Source organism: Scytonema sp. PCC 10023, from assembly GCF_963920835.1.
GTDB lineage: Bacteria > Cyanobacteriota > Cyanobacteriia > Cyanobacteriales > Nostocaceae > Kalymmatonema.
On record NZ_CAWUDP010000028.1, the window covers coordinates 18,313 to 37,550 of the forward strand.

Annotated in this window: 15 protein-coding genes and 1 pseudogene; 10 read left to right on the top strand and 6 right to left on the bottom strand. The window is 43.0% G+C overall.

Going from position 1 to position 19,238, the window contains the following annotated elements; translation table 11 throughout:
- Nucleotides 1–61: 61 nt before the first annotated feature.
- The 3 genes and pseudogenes from ACM0OZ_RS18175 to ACM0OZ_RS18185 form a co-directional block, all read right to left on the bottom strand.
- Nucleotides 62–481 (bottom strand): annotated as a pseudogene (locus tag ACM0OZ_RS18175) (efflux RND transporter permease subunit); the annotation flags it as partial.
- 6 nt (nt 482–487) lie between these two features.
- Complete coding sequence (locus tag ACM0OZ_RS18180; protein ID WP_414584232.1) at nt 488–3,787, bottom strand: efflux RND transporter permease subunit; 3,300 nt, start codon at nt 3,785–3,787, stop codon at nt 488–490.
- 57 nt (nt 3,788–3,844) lie between these two features.
- A complete protein-coding gene (locus ACM0OZ_RS18185; protein WP_414584233.1) occupies nt 3,845–5,212 on the bottom strand; it encodes an efflux RND transporter periplasmic adaptor subunit in 1,368 nt (455 codons plus the stop codon).
- 695 nt (nt 5,213–5,907) lie between these two features.
- On the opposite strand from ACM0OZ_RS18185, the gene ACM0OZ_RS18190 reads away from it, so the two are divergent.
- Nucleotides 5,908–6,447 (top strand): phycobiliprotein lyase, encoded by a 540-nt coding sequence (locus ACM0OZ_RS18190; protein ID WP_414584234.1) that lies wholly within the window; start codon nt 5,908–5,910, stop codon nt 6,445–6,447.
- A gap of 160 nt (nt 6,448–6,607) precedes the next feature.
- Here the strand turns inward: ACM0OZ_RS18190 and ACM0OZ_RS18195 are convergent, their stop codons facing one another.
- Both ACM0OZ_RS18195 and ACM0OZ_RS18200 read right to left on the bottom strand, forming a co-directional pair.
- The gene (locus tag ACM0OZ_RS18195; RefSeq protein WP_414584235.1) at nt 6,608–7,909 is read right to left on the bottom strand and encodes a ScyD/ScyE family protein; all 1,302 of its coding nucleotides are present in this window, start codon (nt 7,907–7,909) and stop codon (nt 6,608–6,610) included.
- A 304-nt stretch (nt 7,910–8,213) separates the two neighbouring features.
- On the bottom strand, nt 8,214–9,425 hold the full coding sequence (locus ACM0OZ_RS18200) for a ScyD/ScyE family protein (protein WP_414584236.1): 1,212 nt from the start codon (nt 9,423–9,425) through the stop codon (nt 8,214–8,216).
- Nucleotides 9,426–10,022: 597 nt separating this feature from the next.
- Here ACM0OZ_RS18200 and ACM0OZ_RS18205 point away from each other — a divergent pair.
- The 4 genes from ACM0OZ_RS18205 (at nt 10,023) to ACM0OZ_RS18220 (ending at nt 14,102) form a co-directional block, all read left to right on the top strand.
- Nucleotides 10,023–10,931, top strand: a complete 909-nt coding sequence (locus ACM0OZ_RS18205) for a carbohydrate ABC transporter permease (RefSeq protein WP_414584237.1) — start codon at nt 10,023–10,025, stop codon at nt 10,929–10,931.
- 46 nt (nt 10,932–10,977) lie between these two features.
- Nucleotides 10,978–11,628, top strand: coding sequence for a Uma2 family endonuclease (locus ACM0OZ_RS18210; RefSeq protein WP_414584238.1), 651 nt, complete (start codon nt 10,978–10,980; stop codon nt 11,626–11,628).
- Nucleotides 11,629–11,732: 104 nt separating this feature from the next.
- Nucleotides 11,733–12,563 (top strand): carbohydrate ABC transporter permease, encoded by an 831-nt coding sequence (locus ACM0OZ_RS18215; RefSeq protein ID WP_414584239.1) that lies wholly within the window; start codon nt 11,733–11,735, stop codon nt 12,561–12,563.
- A 330-nt stretch (nt 12,564–12,893) separates the two neighbouring features.
- A complete protein-coding gene (locus tag ACM0OZ_RS18220) occupies nt 12,894–14,102 on the top strand; it encodes an FAD-dependent monooxygenase (RefSeq protein ID WP_414584240.1) in 1,209 nt (402 codons plus the stop codon).
- Between the two features lie 400 nt (nt 14,103–14,502).
- Here ACM0OZ_RS18220 and ACM0OZ_RS18225 read toward each other — a convergent pair whose 3' ends face one another.
- On the bottom strand, nt 14,503–14,688 hold the full coding sequence (locus tag ACM0OZ_RS18225) for a hypothetical protein (protein WP_414584241.1): 186 nt from the start codon (nt 14,686–14,688) through the stop codon (nt 14,503–14,505).
- Nucleotides 14,689–14,747: 59 nt separating this feature from the next.
- On the opposite strand from ACM0OZ_RS18225, the gene ACM0OZ_RS18230 reads away from it, so the two are divergent.
- From ACM0OZ_RS18230 to petJ, 5 genes are all read left to right on the top strand, one after another.
- Entirely contained in the window at nt 14,748–16,331 is a 1,584-nt protein-coding gene (locus ACM0OZ_RS18230) for an RNA-guided endonuclease TnpB family protein (protein WP_414584242.1), read from the top strand.
- A gap of 44 nt (nt 16,332–16,375) precedes the next feature.
- Nucleotides 16,376–16,591: a hypothetical protein gene (locus tag ACM0OZ_RS18235; protein WP_414584243.1), complete on the top strand. Its 216-nt coding sequence runs from the start codon at nt 16,376–16,378 to the stop codon at nt 16,589–16,591.
- A 124-nt stretch (nt 16,592–16,715) separates the two neighbouring features.
- Nucleotides 16,716–17,207 (top strand): photosystem II cytochrome c-550, encoded by a 492-nt coding sequence (gene psbV / locus ACM0OZ_RS18240; protein ID WP_414584244.1) that lies wholly within the window; start codon nt 16,716–16,718, stop codon nt 17,205–17,207.
- A gap of 612 nt (nt 17,208–17,819) precedes the next feature.
- The gene (petE, locus tag ACM0OZ_RS18245; RefSeq protein ID WP_414584245.1) at nt 17,820–18,248 is read left to right on the top strand and encodes a plastocyanin; all 429 of its coding nucleotides are present in this window, start codon (nt 17,820–17,822) and stop codon (nt 18,246–18,248) included.
- A gap of 364 nt (nt 18,249–18,612) precedes the next feature.
- Complete coding sequence (gene petJ / locus ACM0OZ_RS18250) at nt 18,613–18,966, top strand: cytochrome c6 PetJ (RefSeq protein WP_414584246.1); 354 nt, start codon at nt 18,613–18,615, stop codon at nt 18,964–18,966.
- The last annotated feature ends 272 nt before the right edge of the window (nt 18,967–19,238 follow it).

A 19,238-nucleotide genomic window follows, 5' to 3' on the forward strand; every position in this document is an offset into this window, starting at 1 on the left:
GTTCGGATAAGGCAAACCTAACCCAGGATACTGCTGGCGCTGAAGGGGTGCGACCACTTATTCACCATTTTCTCAACTTATCCAGCCTATTGAACATTGGCTTTGCCCATTTCAAATCCAGCAAATCGTGCAGCACAATGTAAAAACAGGGGATGATAAACAGCGTCAAAAGTGTAGCGATCGCCATCCCAAAGAACACGACAATCCCCAAAGGCTGCAAAAACTCTGACCCTTCACCAATGCCCAAAGCCAAGGGGAACAACCCCAAGATGGTCGTGACTGTAGTCATCATAATCGGACGCAAGCGCTGAGGAGCTGCTTTGAGGATGGCGACTTGACGATCCAGCCTATTGAACACGGGCTTTGCCCATTTTCCACCTAGGACATCGTGCAGCAGAATGTAAAAACAAGGGATGATAAACAGCGTCAAAAGTGTGGCGATCGCCATCCCAAAGAACACGACAATTCCTAAAGCCGATCGCTCCCTTCACCATTTTCTCAACTTATCCACCTTATTTAACATCAGCTTTGCCCATTTGAAATCGAGCAAACCGTGCAGGAGAGTGTAAAAACAGGGGATGATGAACAACGTCAGCACTGTTGCTAACGATAAACCTGAAAACACTACAACACCTAAAGGTTGCAGGAACTCTGAACCTTCACCAATTCCCAGCGCCAAGGGGAACATACCTAAAACAGTGGTAATGGTTGTCATCAACACAGGACGCAGGCGTTGCGGTGCTGCTTTCAAAATAGCAGTCTGACGGTCAACTCCTTCTTGTTCCCGAATTTGATTTGCCAGTTCTACCATGATGATGGCGTTGTTGACCACAATACCTACCAGCAACACGGCACCGACTATCACTGTTGCCCCGATCGCGGTTTTGGTGATGTAAAGTCCGAAAATACCTCCAGCTAATGCTAGCGGTATCGTGAACATAATCACCAACGGATCGACCAGTGAGTTGTACTGTACTGCCATAACCACAAACACGAGAAAGGCAGCTAATCCCCCTAACAATTTAAGAGAATCTTGCAACTGCTGATTAGATTCTGTTGCTGAACTGGGCAACACGCTAATGCCTTCAGGTAAATCTAAACTGTTCAATACGCCATTTACCTGTTCTAATGCTTGACTGAGACTCGCTCCCTCGGTTAAATTGCCTGCAATAATGAAAACCTGGCGTTGGTTAATACGCTGAATTTCTCCAGGTGCTTGACCTTCGACAATATCAGCAACATCGCTGAGGCGTACTTGACGATTATTTGTAACAAATAAAGGTATCCTTGCCAGTTCGGAAGCTGATTTTACGGCTTCTTTATTTAATTGCACCCGTACATCTACCAAACGGTTGCCCCGTTGCAACTGAGTAGGTATACTTCCCTCAATAGCAGTCGCAATTGTGTCGCCAATCTCTTGAGTCGTCAGCCCTACAGCAGCAACTCTCTCCCAGTCAGGACGAATTTGAATTTCTGGTTGACGGGGGTCTGCATCAGGACGAAATCTGGCTGCGGTGACTCGTTCTTCCATTGCTGCTAACACTTGACGCCCTGCTTGCTGTAGCGTTTCAGCGTCATTTCCTTGCAAAATTACATCAACTTCAGCACCGCGCACAGGAGAGTTAGAGAGAATCAAACCCCGTACTTGACCAGGACTTAAACGCAGGCGAATACCGGCTAAGTTCAGCTTGTTAAACTCGCCAGTCACTCGTTCTGTATATGCTTCTACATCCGTACCTGGTTTTAAGGTAATGGTGCTAGAACTCCGCAGCGGGTTTTCAGTGGTATTATTACCAAACAGAGAACCTCCAGATGTAGAGAAAACATACTCAGTTTCTGGCTGGTTAACGAGAATATCATCAACCGCAGCCATGACCTTACGGTTTGTTTCTAAAGGTGTACCGGGAGGAAATTGGGCAGATAAGTTAGCTTGTCCGGTGTTAATTCGAGGTAGGATTTCTTGAGGAATTTGAGGAGCCATCCACAAACTGCCACCACCAAAAAGGAGAATGGCAAGCCCAATCACTAACAACCGATAACGCAATACCTTACCTAATAAACCACCATATCCTCTAGTAGCAGCCTCAAAGCGGCGATTAAACTCTCGTAGCAGCCAAAACTCAGTCAGGCGACTTGACCAACGCCATGCCAACATTCGAGAAGTCATCATTGGCACAACGGTTACCGCAATCAAGATGGAAGCTGCTACAGAAAAGCTAATGGTAAGAATTAACTCATTAAACAGCAGTGAGATAAAGCCGCCGATGAGCAAAAAGGGCAATACTGCTACCAAGTTTGTACTGGTAGAAGCAACTAATGCCGATTCTACTTCTCGACTACTTTGTTCGGCTTTGTTAATGAGTTGCTCCTTGTTCAGGCGAGTTTTTGCACTCTTACCTGGAGTCACGCCAGCACCCTCGGCAATATTCTCCAACATCACGATGGAGTTATCGACGACGATACCCACACCAAGCGCCAAACCGCCTAAGCTAAAAACGTTAAGAGATAAGCCAAATAACCCCATGAAGATGATGGCAGCAAGTGTGGCGAGGGGGATGGCGAAGACAATAATAAAAGTTTGACGTAGGGAACCAAGGAAGAGTAATACTGCTACTGCTGCAAGCCCTGCCCCAATTAAACCAGAACTGGTAACGTTGGATATAGAATTGCGGATAAATCGCGACTCATCCAAAGTGGGTGTGATGACAGTTCCCTCTTGAATTAAACCAGACTGCCTCAATTGTTCCAGTCGCTTTTTGACTCCATCGACAACGTTAATTGTGTTGGCATCCGGTTGCTTTTGGATACTGACTTTTACCGCTTCGTCGCTGTTAAGTGTAACGAACACTCGCTGTTCTTCTGACCCATCAATGACCTCGGCAAAATCTCGCAGGTAAACGCGTCGGCTGGGAGTAGGGGAAGATGAGGAGGATGAGGATGAGGGAGATGAGGAGGATGAGGAAGATGAGGAGGATGAGGAGGACGAGGAGGAAGATGAGGAGGACGAGGAGACTTCAAATAAAAGGTTTCTGATTTCTTCGGCTTTCTGGAAGCGTCCGACAGTACGGGTTAATGGCTCAGAATTTTGACCATAAATCCGACCGCCGGAAATATCTTGGTTGCGGTTTCTCAGTTCATCAAGTACATTCGTTAAACCAACACCCAATGCTTGTAAGCGGTCTAAGTCAACATTTACCCTGACTTCTTCTTGAACGCCTCCTGATACGTCTACCCCTGCAACCCCAGCCACCACACTCAGTTCACGGGCGAGTTCTTCTTCCGCAAATACACGTAAGTCAACGCCTTTCAACGAAGGTGAAGTTAAGGCAAATTCGTAGACAGGTAATTGCGAAGGGTCTACTTTGAATAAGCGCGGTTCTTCAATAGTTTCTGGTAAAGTGCCTCTTGCTCTGTTAAATGCTGCTGTGGCATCATTAAGGGCTTGGTCGATGTTTCCTCCTGGTTGGAAGAATAAATCTATGCTTACCTGTCCCTCACGAGTTTGAGAATATACCTGAATCACACCTTCTGTGGCAGCAAAAGCTTCTTCCAGTGGTCTGGTGATTTCATCAACTCCAACTTCAGGAGAAATTCCAGGTGCTTCTATACGTGCCCCAATACGAGGATAGGTAATTGATGGCAGCAAATCTACTGGTAATCTTATGATAAAAAAAACACCCATAATGATGACTGCCAGCGTAAGCATGAGTGTACCAATGTGCTGGCGGATGGACACAGCGCTGATACTAAATCCGCTACTTTGGTTTACCTGGTTTACCTGCTGCATGATACTAACTAAGTGCTGAGTGCTAAGTATTCTGATGTCGGTATAGTAGGTAAAGCCCTACGATTGTTTCTCAGAAAGAATTGAAAGCCCCACAGTGTCACCATCTTTCAACGGTTTGCCACTGCGAGCCACAAATCTTTCTCCTGGTTGCAAACCAGATAAAACTTCTACGTTGCCATTAGCCCTTTCTCCAAGCGTTACGGATCTAGCTGTAACCTTCGCCTTGCCATCTACTTCCGTTACAACAAACACCGTCCCTTGACGATTGGAGATTGGGGATTGGGGAGATGAGGGAGATGAGGAAGATGATTTGTCCCCTTGTCCTCTTGTCCCCTTGTCCCCTTGTCCCCTTGTTCCTTCCCCCTGAAGCGCTATCTCAGGTATAATGACTCGCGCTTGTGTCTGGGTTTCAAAATTGACTCGTGCTAATAAACCGCTGCCAATCTTACCGTCACCGTTGGGAATGACGACTTCAACTGGCACTAAGCGAGCTGTCATGTCGGCTGCTGGGGAAATACGCGTTACTTGCCCAGTGTATGTTTGATTGGGGAAGGCGTCTAACCGTACTTTGACAGGTTGCCCTAAGCGAAGTTTCCCCAGTTCTAATTCCGAAACTTGAACCACGACTTTGACACGGCTGAAGTCACCAAGTCTCAAGGCTTCATTACCTGCTTGCAGAAGATTTCCCGGTTCTGTGACTTTTTCTAAAACTGTCCCAGTAATCGGGGATGTGAGCCTTGCATAAGAACGGCGCTCTTTAGCTTCGGCTACCACAGCTTGTTGAGCAACGACTCTACCTTGGGCGGCTGCTAGGGCTTGCTGTTCTGTACGGACTTGCTCTTGTGCAGCGCGGAGTGCTTGGGTAGCTGTTCGGACTTCGGTGCGTGCTTGTTCGGCTGCTTGTTGTGCGATCGCCCCCTCTTTCAAGAGTTTCTCCTGCCTTTGTGCGTCTGCTTGTGCTTGCTCTAGTTCTGCTCGTGCGCTACCGACTTGGGCGCGAGCATTGCTTATCTGAGCATTTGTCCTTGCTACTTCTGACTTGAGAGCTGCTAATTCTGCTTCTGCTTGATTTTGCGCTGTTCTTAAGAGAGCATCATCCAACTGTGCAATGATTTGCCCTTGCTTGACACTATCACCCACATCCACATTTAATGCTAAAAGCCGCCCTTCTACTTGCGATCGCAGCGACACTGTGCGGAATGGCACAGTACTACCTGTATATTCTGGGTCTTGTCGCAACACGCCAGTACGGGCAACTGCTGCATCCACGGGTGTTGCACCGCCTCCCCTTTGGTTACCGCCAGGGCGCTGTGATTGAGCTTCAGCTGATTCCTTCGGAAGTGAACCGCAACCTCCTGTCAGTAGTCCTACGCCGAGTACAGAAGCAATCAAAATCCTATTAACTTGCATTTTTTTGGAGGTCATTGTTAGCTGTTTGAAAAAACAATCGCTATTTTTCTGCCTTTTGCTGTGTGCTACTTTAAGCTGCTGATTTCCTTCCAAAACCACCTACTCATGCTCCTGTTAGGGGGCAGTTTTGGGTTAAGACAATAATTCGATTCTCTAAAACTTAGTATCCTAAGTAAAAGTTCATACAATTAATACATAAAGAGGACAAATGCCCTTTTTACCTCCTGCTGTTTTGCCGGACAAAGCGATTTTTACGTAAAGTGGTGCAATTTTTGTTGAAGTTATTATAACTATTTTTTAATTTTCCTTGACTCTGCCTCAGGGTCAGCTATCTCATGTCGTTTGCAAGGGCAACTTTACAGACGTAGACACGCAGAAGCCAGCTTACCAATGGGTAGTCAGCAAGACAAGAAATCATGTCTGCGGAAGCAAGGTTTATATATACAGACGAGTCTTTCTGTCTATAAGTTCCAACAACTGCAATATTTCATAATTTGGAGAAACCAAATTTCTCAGTCTTGGTTTCTTACTTAAGATGGTTGTTAAAAAAATAAAAATACTTATTTTTACTATTGTAGCAAAACTATCAGCACTTCTCGTAAAATAAAGATAATCTTAAGAAAAGTAACGATATCTGGTATTAGGGACACAGATAGTGTAGTCAGTCTCAGACCCGATGATAAATTCACTTTGCGTGAGGAAGGATACCAGTGACATCACCGCTCAAACTGACACAAATTGCTGACGAATCTCTACTGGCGGAGTTTTTTCAAGAATCAGTCGGTAAGTGGCGTTCGGAACGGCGCTACTATACACTACCGGATGGAGAAACCAAGGAAATGGTGAGTATGATCACCATTCGGTTTTTGACACAGGGATGCGATGAATTGCAAAAACTAGCTCAGATGCACAGTCTACCTGATACAGTCAGTTTGATCTGTGGCGCTGAAGTGATCTGGGAAAGTGAGAATACTGTAACGGGAAGGAAAGAGTCTAAAGGGTCAACGCTATTTGGTGCTTTAGGAAATATTTTGTATCGCGATCGCGGTTTTGCCACAAGCAAACCTGTCACCGCCGAGTATCACTTCCCCAACGCCAAAACACTGTGTTTGCGGACTGAATACAATGGTTCAGTGTTTGAGGAAGAGTTAAAGCTGATTGGCAGCAAATACCGCACACGCCAGTCAATTATCTCTCGTGCTGGCGAACAGTTGATGATTGGTCAATATTTGGAAAAGAGAATAGATTAGAAAGCATTTTTGATCTAAAAATCTCTCTTGAGTGTTTCCTCTTTGGTCTAAAGACACAAGGAGGAAACACGACACGAGTACAATACACGGCTGTAGAGACGTAGCATGCTACGTCTCTACATTATTATTTTTGAATGAGCGAATTTTGAATTTTGAATTGTTAACTTAGCCCCTTCCCGTGTTTCCGCTTGCGCTGCACAAAGCTAACAAGTCCTAAACTAGCAAATGCCAGTATGCCTATTACAGCACTTGGTTCAGGGACTTTTGCTTTTGGATCAACCCGCAGAACTTGCCCAACTCCCGGGCGATCGCCTTTACTGGAAACATAAACTGCACCATCAGGACCAACTGTCAAGGCAGTAGCAGACTCCAAACCATTCCCACTCAAGAGAGTTGTACGAGTGCCATCAGGGGCTATTTGGATTAGAGAAGCATCTGCAACGCCCAACCACTGGGGTGCATTGGAGTATTGTACGGTATACAAATTGCCTTGGGCATCGAATTCTAAATCAGAGAGTTGGGTAAAGCCATCTGCGTAGACTGTAACTTCACCATTAGATGCAACTCGAAAGATCCGCGCTTCACCTACTGGGAAAGGAAAACCCGTATATTCGCTGACATACAAAGCACCATCAGGACCAAATGCGGCACCTGTAGGTACTGATTGAATTTCAACTTCCTCAGGTATTTGGTCAGGTGGCGGTGCTTCAGGAGGTAGCACTTGTCCTGGTCCAGGAGTTGGGAAGACAGGATTTGTTATTTTTTGCTTGGGAAGCACAGTGAACGACTGCAAATTACTGCCATCTAGTCCCACAGTTAATACATTGTTCGCAGCAGCATCAACAACATAAGCAGTATTACCCTTAATGGCAAGAGCATAAGGATTACTGGCTATTTCACCACTTGTGTCAAGCACAGCTTCCCCATCGGCATTATTAGCCAATTCATATCTTGCGAAATCCCCAAGACTTGTCAACGAACCCGTGTTGAAGTCTACTTTATAGAGTTGTCCCCAACCTGGAGCATTTTCTGGAAAATCGCGGATGGTGGGATTACCACCGTATCCAATCAGAAGATAAGGATTTCCTGCTGCATCAAATTGGATGTCCTGAGGACCTTCGCCTGTAGCACCAACAGGTCTTAATGCAACAGACGGTAACCCTGTCAGTATACGCTCTTGTTTACCATCTTTAACTCTGGTCACCGCACCACTTGTACCAGCACATGAATCAAGACCCTCCAAACTAGGTCCGGGAATGCATCGCCCATCTCCTCCTACACCTGACTCTGTGATGTAGAGACTACCATCAGGACCAAAGTTTAGACCTCGTACATTATCAAGACCGTCAGCAACGACACTAAACGATGCAGCTGTTGCTGGTTTGGTTCCAAAAACAGCAGCAAAACAAAAAGTAAGAGCTGCAAAGCTTATAGCTGATTTAGAAAGTAGAGAGAAACGCATACGGCAATCAGGCGTCAGAATTATAGGTCGCTTTTTAACTGACTGAAAAAAACATCTACCGTAAGGATGGTAATACGTACCAACCTCATACAGAAGCTTATTGTTTGAATATGAAAATTGTGTTTAGATGTGTATTTTTAGTAACAGCGTATAGAATCCTGAAAGCCGAATGCAATGAAGAATCTTTTGATAGGCTTGACATTTCTTTCAGTTTTGTTTAAGTCAAGCCTGGTTGAACTGCAACTAAATTGATACACAAGCAGTTATGTAGCGATCGCTTTCGTGGGTATTGTCCGCAGTTTACCTACTTCTGTCTGCGTTTGCGCGCTAAAAACGAACCTACTCCTAAAGCACCAAACGCTACTACGCCCAATGCAGAACTTGATTCAGGAACTTTTGCTTTTGGATCAATCCTCAGAACTTGTCCAACTCTAGCGCGATCGCCTTTACTGGAAACATAAACTGCACCATCAGGACCTATAGTCAGAGCAGTAGCCGACTCTAGTCCATTACCACTAAGGAGAGTTCTACGAGTCCCATCAGGAGCTATTTGGATCAATGAACCATCGAAATTCCCCTTATAAAATGCCTCATTGGCAAATTGTAAGGCATACAAATTGCCTTCAGTATCGAAAGCCAAGTCAGTCAGTTGCGTAAAGCCATCAGCATAAACTGTTGCTTTACCATCAGATCCAACACGAAAGATATTTGCTTTACCTTCTGGGATAGGAACACCTGTTAATTGGCTGATATATAAAGCCTTATCCGGACCAATTGCGACACCTGTGGGTACTGCTTGATATTTAATTTCTTGGGTGGGAGTAGTTATGGTTTGATCAGGAAACTCAACAAGCGTCTTTAAATTACTACCATCAAGGTTTACACTTAAAACCTCGTTCCTATTTGCATTTGCAATATAAGCAGTATCACCCTCAATTGTAAAAGAGTAAGGATTGCTACCTACAGCACCATTAGGTAAAAGCACAGTCGGATCCTTGGCGAATTCATAGCCGGAAATATCGGCAATACTTGTCAACGCACCGGTGTTAAAGTCAACTTTATATAGCTCTCCAAAATTCGGAGAATTTAAGGGTGTATTGTTGTAATTTACACCAGCAGAAAGACCAATGAGAAGGTAAGGATTTCCAGCTGCATCAAATTGGATGTCATTAGCGCCAATTCCCTGACCGCTAGTGGGTGATAATGCGTAAGACGGCAAATTTGTGAGAACACGCTCTTGCTTACCGTCCTTAATTCTTGTCACAGCACCACTCGGACCAATACAAGCTTGCTGGCCTGGGAAAGTAAATGATGCACTACATAGCTGGTCTCCCCCGATACCTGCTTCTGTGACGTAGAGACTACCGTCAGGACCAAAGCTAAGACCTCTGACGTTATCAAGACCGTCGGCAATTACACTAACCGTCGTAGCAGCAGCTGGTTTTGTTTCAAGAACAACAGCAAAACAAAAAGTAAGAGCTGCAAAGCTAAAAGCGGATTTCTTCAGAAAAGACATAAATAATTAGAAATCAAGAATCAACGTATTCTTGATTCGATAAATTGTGCATTTGTGCAAAAGGCTATAAAATATCACTACTCAATTACAATGAGAAATCTTTTGATTAGCTTGATATTTCTTTAGCTATTATTTTTGTTTAGATTTGTTTAAAATTATCAATAATAATACATTTCTATGCCTATTAGTTAGGGAGCTTTTTCTCAAAACACTTTTACTTTTCAATAAAAATAAGAATAGTTTCTATGCTTTGTTAATAATTATTTAGTTATTTTTGATAAAAAATAAAAATAGATATAAAGCATAATTATCTATTTGTCAAAAAATACTATGTATGTCTTTAAAATTATTAATAATGAAACCAAATAAATAATTGTTCAAGATTAGACAAGCAGGATTGTAGGGGCACAGCAATGCTGTGCCCCTAGCCGTAATCTACGCAACACCAGAACCGCTAGAAATTGAAAAATACTAGCTTGAAAACTTACTCTATAGTTTGGAAATCAATGCATTCCTCTCAGGAGTTACGATAAATAATCATGCAGAGCGCGATCGCTACAGCTATGTTGGTGCAGCCTGAAGTTCGGAGGTGCATTTGTGATTGAAGCTAGAAGGCGACGGAGAAATGCCAGGTTAAACATAACAGAAGACTTGGCTGGGTATTTATTTATGATGCCAACGATTTTCGTGTTGGGTATGTTTGTAGTGCTACCCATTCTCTGGGCTGTTTTTCTTTCCCTGCACAAAGTTCAGCTTCTTGGCAGTATTGAGTACCAATTTATTGGCTTTCGCAACTTCACCCGACTCGTTGAAGATGAACGGGTTTGGATTGCTTTACGAAATACAGCACAATACGTTGCCATTGTGGTGCCAATCCAAACAGTTCTGGCTTTAATTCTGGCAGTAACTCTAAATTCCAGCATTCGTGCGAAAAATTGGTGGCGTATCCTTTACTTTTTGCCGACAGTCACCTCTTCAGCCGTTTTGACGCTGATTTTTATGTGGATTTACAACACCAATGGGTTGCTGAATGATTTTCTCGCTTTTGTAGGGTTACCTACTTACAACTGGTTGGGAGATCCAGCAGTTGCACTTAAAGGCATCATGATCATGAATATTTGGTCAACTGCACCGTTTTACATGGTGATTTACCTAGCAGCGTTGCAGGACATTCCCCGTTCACTCTACGAAGCAGCAGAATTGGATGGCGCAAATAGTTGGCAGCAGTTTATTCATATCACGATTCCTATGCTTAAACCCGTCACCTTCTTTGTAGTCACAATGGGAGTAATTGGTACATTTCAGCTATTTGACCAATCCTACATTTTTTCTAACGGTACTGGCGGACCAAACAACGCCACCCTGACCGTAGTTTTACTGATATACCAAGCTGTATTTCGTAACTTGCAGATGGGTTATGCGGCGGCGATCGCCTTTTTGCTTGCAGCAGTTATTATTGTTGTCACTGTGGTACAACGCCGATTTTTTGGAGGCGAAAAAATTTAATACAAATTTCTTAGCTTAAAGCTGTTTATTTTTAATGGAGTCAAAAATGTTATTGGAACTGAAGCGATTAGAAGTCCCACCAGGACAGAAAGTACTGTTAAGAGATGTGAGTTGGCAAGAATTTGAAGCCATTCTAGAAGAATTAGGAGAACATCGTGCCGCCAGGGTAGCCTATGAAAATGGAATGCTGGAAATTATGACACCATTACCTGAACATGAAATTAATAAAGTCTTTATTACTAACTTTGTAGAAATTCTCCTTGAAGAACTAGATATTGAATTTTTGCCTTTAGGTTCTACAACTTTTAAAAATGAATTAATGAACAAAGGTATCGAACCTGACAATTGTTTTTATATCCAAAATGAAGCAGTCGTTCGAGGCAGAGACAGACTCGACTTAACAGTAGACCCACCCCCAGACTTAGCGCTAGAAATTGATGTAACTTCCCGCACTCACCTTAGTATCTATCAAGCATTAGCAGTACCTGAATTGTGGCGTTTTGAAAAAAGCAAATTACAAATTAATGTTTTGCAAAACGGTAAATATATTGAGTCTACCTCTAGCCCAACCTTCCCTAATTTTCCCCTCCAGCAAGTCATCCCAGAATATCTGGAACAGTGCAAAACTGTAGGTAGAAACAAGACCATAAGAGCTTTTCGGGCTTGGGTGAAAGAAATTATTAGCAAAAACATTTAAGGTGTGTTTGTGTCTTGGAACACACTAACTCATAAGTTTTTATCCTTTGAAGCTGGGTGATAGTGGGGAGAAACCTAACCCTGGGCAAATATACTATTCAAATCATGACATGTCTATTCTCAAGTTGGAAGATACTGCTATACATTCTCTTAACACTGTATGCAGTTATCACCCTCATTCCCTTTTTATGGGCGCTTTCAGCATCATTGAAACCACTTTCTGAAATTGTCAGCGGAGAACCTAATTTTTTTCCCAAAAACTTTACTCTCGACAACTACAAACAAATTTTTTTCCAAGAACCATTGTTTCTTCGCTGGCTGTTCAATAGTGTATTTATTGCCATCAGCGTCACTGTACTAAACTTGTTGTTCAACTCAATGGCAGGTTATGCCTTGGCAAGGCTGCGGTTTAGAGGTAGGCGCTTCTGGTTCTTTCTCATTTTGGCAGTGTTGGCAGTACCTGCACAAATAACGCTCATTCCTACATTTTTGATTTTGAAAGCTTTAGGCTGGCTAAATTCTTATCAAGGAATGATTGTCCCTAGCATGGTTAATGCTACCTTCATTTTCATGATGCGGCAGTTTTTCGTCAATTTTCCCAGGGAATTAGAAGAAGCGGCTCAATTAGATGGATTAAATACTTGGGGCATTTTTCGGCATATTGTTCTACCTTTAGCAAAACCGGCATTAGCAGCGCAGGCAGTTTTTGTATTTATGGGGAGTTGGAATAATTTCTTGTTACCTATAGTTATTTTGTTTGATCCAGAAATGTTTACTCTTCCTTTAGGGTTGAATACTTTTAAAGGTCAATTTATTAGTTACTGGAACTATATTATGGCAGCTTCTATGGTGTTTACTTTGCCAGCCTTGGCTATTTACGCATTTTTTAATAGGTATTTTATTCAAAGTGTGACGTTTACAGGAGGGAAGGGTTAAGTTATGCAAGATTTATAGCGCTTGTCAAAAAATATTAAACCATAAATCGTAGGGTGGGCATTGCTCATAAAAGCCCATGTAATAAACGTTAGAGATATTGGTGAGCAATGCCCACCTTACACAAACCGCTGTCAAATGAACAATGTACGAACAATTGAGTAGAACTCTAGCAAAAGTCCGGTTGAAAGATATTTGGAACCACAGATGTAGGCGTAAGCCGTGCCGTAGGCTACACAGATGCACACAGATAAATCATCGGTGTTTATCTGTGGTTTTTTTTCATAAACATTGACGAGTGCAGTCTTGTTTAATAAACACAGGGGGAATGTTATGACACAGATTTTAATTGTGGGTGCAGGACCGACTGGTGCAGCACTTGCCTTACTTCTTGTAAAACGCGGTATTGCAGTGACATTGATTGAGGCTGCGAAGGATTTTCATCGAGTGTTTCGCGGCGAAGCGTTAATGCCGAGTGGGTTGGATGCACTTGAGCAAATGGGATTATCCGCGATACTGGAACGTATTTCTCATCGACAGTTCGATGCATGGGAGTTCATTTTTGATGGAAAGCTGTTGTTTCGAGTTGAAGAGCCAATGGGGGCGGCTCAACCGTGTACACTGGTGTCGCAACCGCCGTTGCTTGAAGCAATGATTAAGGAAGCTCAAGCTTACCCTGGATTTGAATTTATACAAGGTGTTGTTGTAAAGGATTTACTGTGGACTAATAATCGAGTTGCAGGTGTGAAACTGGGCGATGGACGCGAAATCTCCGCCAAAGTTGTGATTGGAACAGACGGTCGGAGTTCGGTTGTACGACAACGGGCAGGGTTACAATTGCTGCCTCAGCCAAATAATGTGGATGTTCTCTGGTTCAAACTTGCTGCCAGTCCGAGGTTCGCGGCAGACAATGTATTTTGTTCCATCGTTAATGATGGTCATGTATTTAGCATCTTTCATGGGGCAGAGGAAGGGAAATTACATCTCGCTTGGGCAGTATTTGCAGATGACACAGACGACAAAACCGACTGGAAGCAAGCGAACTGGGCAGAAATTTTTGCATCGCTATCCCCCTCATGGATGGCAGAGCATTTCCGTAGCCATGCAGACACCATCGAAACTCCCATTAAACTATCAGTTGTGGTTGGTCGTTGTCCATGCTGGCACGTGCCAGGAGTGTTGCTTCTGGGCGATGCTGCACACCCAATGTCTCCCGTCCGCGCCCAAGGAATTAATGTCGCATTGCGTGATGTCATTGTCGCCGCTAATCATCTTGTACCGCTGTTTCATACAGGCGCTGGATACGAAGAGATTGACGCAGCACTAGCCCGTATTCAAGCGGAACGTGAACCAGAAATTATCCGCATTCAGCAACTCCAAATGGAAGAAGCCGCACAAGGCGAACAACTGCGAAAAAATGCGCTGATGCGTTGGGTGTTGATTCAACTTGCTCCTTTACTTCGTAAAATAATTCAGCAATTTTGGCTGAAGCGACAGTACGAACTGCGCCAGGGTATAACGCAGGTGCATTTGAGTGTTTAAAGGTTTACTGCAAGCGTCTAAGACTTAGCTTCCCGACTTCTTCAAGAAGTCGGGAATCTTGTTGTTCATACCAAATTGCAATCAAAGGTAGTACCTGTCATTGCGAGTGAAATGAAGTGGGTGAGCCGAAGCCGCGAGCCGAAGGCGTGGCGGGAAGCAATCTCCCCTAAAGCGCTACTACAGCAGAACGCAACTTGGTATCAGTTAAGCAAAAAGGTATGTCAGGATCTAAATGTCTAAAAACGTTCAAAAGTCAACATTCAAAAAACAATTTTTAATCTATAGTTTTACCTAAAATAACGCGGGAGTATGAAAGCCCCGAAGTGTGTCTGTCAAGAAATTAAATGAATTGACAGACACACGTTATTTATATCGGGGATGAAATACGACACGCCCTCATTTATTCAGCGTCAAAACTCCTTATCCAAATTTCAATCATTTCACTCACACTAATACCTTGCTGTTTTGCTCGTTCTTGTAATTTCTGCCAAGCGGTCGGGGTAAACATTAGTTGATGCACTTTCTTGAGTTCATTGTAAAAAACTGGTGAATTCCTAACTCTTTTTTGACCTTTACCTGTAGCCATTTTAGAATATCTATTATATACTAAAAAAAGACTAGCAAATTAATAGGGGGTGATGTCAAGTGGCTCGGAGTATAACTCCATCGTTCATAACAGAAATACCGTTAATTGTAGACAGCAAGCAAGAAGCAGAGTTACTGTCTCGTTTTCAAGCAGGAAGACAACTGTATAATGCTTGTTTAAATGAAGCGATGAAGCGGCTAGAACTAGTCCGCAACTCCGAGCTATACAAGACTGCTAGGAAAATTTCTAGAACTCAAAAGAAAGAACGAAGCGAAGCTTTTAAGAAAGCCCGTGAACAATACAGATACTCTGAATATGATTTGCACGCTTTCGCCAGCATAACTAGCAAGAACGCTAAGTGGATAGCCGAAAAAATAGACTCTACGGCTCAACAAAAACTAGCTACACGAGCATTCAAGGCAAGTGAACGAGTTATGTTGGGCGTTGCAAAGAATGTGCGCTACAAAGTGCCAAGCCGTTTCCGCTCAATGGAAGGCAAGTCCAATAAAACTGGCATTAGATGGAAAGATGATTGTTTGGTATGGGGCAAACTCATACTGAAGCCAATTATTGACCCAATCAATCCAGTTATTCGACATGGGCTTGAATCTCCAGTTAAATATGTTCGCTTGTTGTGGCGTATTTTGAATGGTAAACGTCGTTGGTATGCTCAACTGGTCAATGAGGGTAGTCCGTACTCCGAAACTAAGAACTACGTTTCTGATGGTTTGATTGGGCTAGACCTTAACGTCAGTAACATTGCCTTTGTCGGTGATAACCATGCTGAGTTACTACCATTTGCTGATAAAGTCCTTACGTTTCAAAAAGAGATAACTGCGCTTCAAAGAAAGATGCAGCGTCGAATACGTGTCAACAACCCAGACAACTTTGAACCTAACTTCAAGGCAAAGAAGGGACGTAAGACCGTTGTTAAAAAAGGTAAGGTCAAGTCATGTAAAGCTCAATGGAAGAAATCCAGCAACTACCTTAAGGCATCTGCTAAGAAGCGTGAGCTAGAACGTAGAAAAACTGCTTATGCCAAAAACCAAAATCGTCAGGTTGTTAACGAGATTTTGAGGCATGGCAAGCATATTAAAACCGAAAACGTATCGGTAAAGGGATGGCAAAAGCGATACGGTAAAGCCATATCTGCCAAATCCCCAGGTTTCGTACAATCAGAATTGAAGCTCAAGGCTGAGAGAGCCGGAGGTTCATTCACAAAGTTCTCTACTCAAAAAACGGCACTGAGTCAAACTCATTTGGATGGTAGTCGCATCAAGAAACCATTGTCACAACGAGTTCACCGTGATGTAACGGGCATTCCAGAACATCACCGCGATTTGTTCAGCGCATTTTTGAGTAGGTCGGTCAATCAGGATAAGTTGGTGCTGCAAAATGCTCAATCCGAGTATTTGGGGTTGGAACCAATCCTATTGGAGGCACACCAACGTTATTTAACCCGCGAACAAGTAGGCAAGTCTGAAAGTAGGCAGTCTGATTCTCCCTTAGAGCGGGTCTCCAATGAGCCACCAATCATTGACCAGATAGCTGGATCGAGCGAAAAGTCAAACGAGGATGTGGCCGTACCGCCCCGTTTTATAAACGGGGGACGGTTCAATTTAGGGAACAAATTGCACTCCTGACGTGATATTGGTATTACAGCAGCTCAATCTCTACCTGAAGCGTTATGGGTTTTGCGGATCTGTCAATTGCTGAGATAGCGGCTGACTACAGTGTTTCTGTGGAAAAGGTGCTGTCTATATGTGACAAACTCTTAATTGCCTATAAAAATCCTAAGACCCGTTTGGCTTTGGAGGATGCAAAGGCAATTATTTCCGAAATTGTGTCTGAAACACACCCAGAAGATACTAGTAACTCAGTTGGAGAAACCGAAGTTACCTAACAGGTATCTTGCGCTCTGGCTAATGGATAATGACAAAGAATAATTAGCCATTAGCTATGAGTACGAATGAGATTGAGCATCGTTATCTTAGCTGTGTTGAGCGTCAAAATTGTTAAGGGGAAAAATGTTTAGAAGATTGTTTGGCATTTTTGCGGTTACTGTTTTGCTGACGTTTCAATTTATAGTCGGTAGCGCAACTGCAGTGGAACTGGATGAAGCTACCCGCACGGTACCATTAAATGAGAATGGTGAGACCGTTGTCCTTAGCCTCAAACAAGTTCAGAAAGGCAAACGCTTATTTAACGACGCTTGCGCCCAGTGTCATGCTGGGGGTGTCACCAAGACAAACCAAAACGTAGGACTCGATCCAGAATCACTCGCCCTAGCGACACCAAACCGTAACAACGTCGAAGGATTGGTGGACTACCTCAAAAACCCCACTACATACGACGGGGTAGAGGAGATTGCCGAAATACATCCCAGCACCAAGAGTGCAGATATTTTCACAGAAATGAGAAATCTCACTAATGATGACTTGGAGGCGATCGCCGGTCATATTCTCCTGCAACCGAAGATTATCGGTCAAAAATGGGGTGGCGGTAAAATTTACTACTAAAGCCGATTTGATGATTTAGTCATTAGTCACTAGTCATTAGTCATTAGTCATTAGAGCTTTTCAATAAGCACTAAAGACTAGTAGCTAAAGACTAGTGACTACTTTCTTCCTGGTTAAGATTACTTATTTTTTCCCTTGGCATTCTTCGCTGTCTTTGACAACACTCAAAGGTGCTAATCTGGGAAATAATTTTAATGCATGGGTTGGTTTGATGCGACAACCTATGACGTATGATAGAAGTGAAGAAATTTTTATTTTTTTTTCAGCTAGCTGCTTTGTTTATTATTCCAACACGATCTGGAAAGCTTAGCTGCTTTTGTTCTGACAACAGCGCCAAAAGCCCCTAGTTAAAGAACTCAAGATTTTTGAAAAGTCATTAAGTACTCCTTAACTAAGAAGAAAAATCTATTTTCTTACTGGTTATCTTTTTCTTTATTCAGCAGTATACATTTTTGTGTATCCAAGTCAAGTAGTGATTGCTTACACTCAGTTTAACTATACTATGGCTCACCATTGTTTAAAAAAAAATTCATCTACGACATATTGTCATATTTGGGCTAAATTTTATTTAAAATGAATAAGGGAAATAAAACCTGCTGTTAGGAGAACGCTATGAAATTAGTTGCGTCAAGTTTACGGCGCTTGGGTTTAGGATTGTTAACAATGTTTTTAGTTGTTAGCAGCTTTGCAGTTTTCAGCCCCAGTGCTGCGGCTGAGACATATACTGTAAAAATGGGTACTGATAAAGGAGCGCTGGCGTTTCAACCAAATAAGTTGACAATTCATCCAGGCGACACAATTGAATGGGTGAACAACAAGGTTCCTCCCCACAATGTTGTATTTGATGGCGCTAAAAACCCCACAAAGAGCGCCGATTTTGCTAAATCTCTGTCTCATAAGCAGTTGCTGATGAGTCCAGGTCAAAAAACGACAACCACTTTCCCAGCAGACGCGGCTCCAGGTGAGTACAGCTTCTACTGCGAACCTCACCGTGGTGCTGGCATGATTGGTAAAGTCGTTGTTGAGTCTGCTGAAAGCTAGAGATATCGGTTGACACAAGCTAGATTTCCAAAAGCTAAGCACGCGAAATATGCTCCAATATCACATCCCCGAATCTGAGGATAGTGAATATAAGGAGTCATCGGTGGTGACAAGTTGTATCCTCTTCTGTAGATGTTAGTCCCAACGCAGGAGGATAAACTCGTCACCGCTAATTTTGAGAAAATATGGATCTCAATAAAGAAATTGTCGCGTTAGCTACAGGAAGTTTGAAGCATCATAAGGTAATAGCATTTGGGATGGCAACTGTATAAAAGAGTAGTTCTTTTAGGGCTTCTAGCAGCCTTACAATAGTTACTGAAGACAGTTTTTTAAGTGGCTGCAGGCTAGTTGTAAGGAGAACCCCTTGAGAATAGTTTTATCTGTCGTTTTCTTGGCGATCGCCCTGTTCCAATTTACATTTGTTGATTTAGCATTTGCAGCCGAAGTATCCAATGGTGCCAAAATCTTTAACGCTAACTGCGCTTCTTGTCACATAGGTGGTGGTAACATCCTGATTGCTGAAAAAACTTTGAAAAAGGAAGCTTTATCAAAGTACCTGGAGAATTATGATGCAGACTCGATTCAAGCGATTATCTACCAGGTGCAAAATGGTAAAAATGCTATGCCCTCATACAAGAGTAAGTTAAACGAACAGGAGATTCTAGAAGTCGCTGCTTACGTTTTCCAAAAAGCGGAACAAGGCTGGCAAGATAGCTAAAAAATTTGCCAAGAGAAAAAGAAAACCCTCTGGAACCCCAGAGGGTTTTTTTTCTTGGGAAGCAAGCCAAAGAATTTTAGATTCAGCTATTGCTTTGTAGTAAACACTTACTACAAAAAAATTCTCAATTTCTCATGCAACTGTTTTATAAACCAATACGGTTCAGTTAAGGTTGATGTGTAAAAAATAACCTCTGTAGAGACGCGCCATCCGAGAGTTCTACATTGTGTTCTGGTGAACCTGTTCAGCGCAGCTGTGCCGTAAGCATAGGG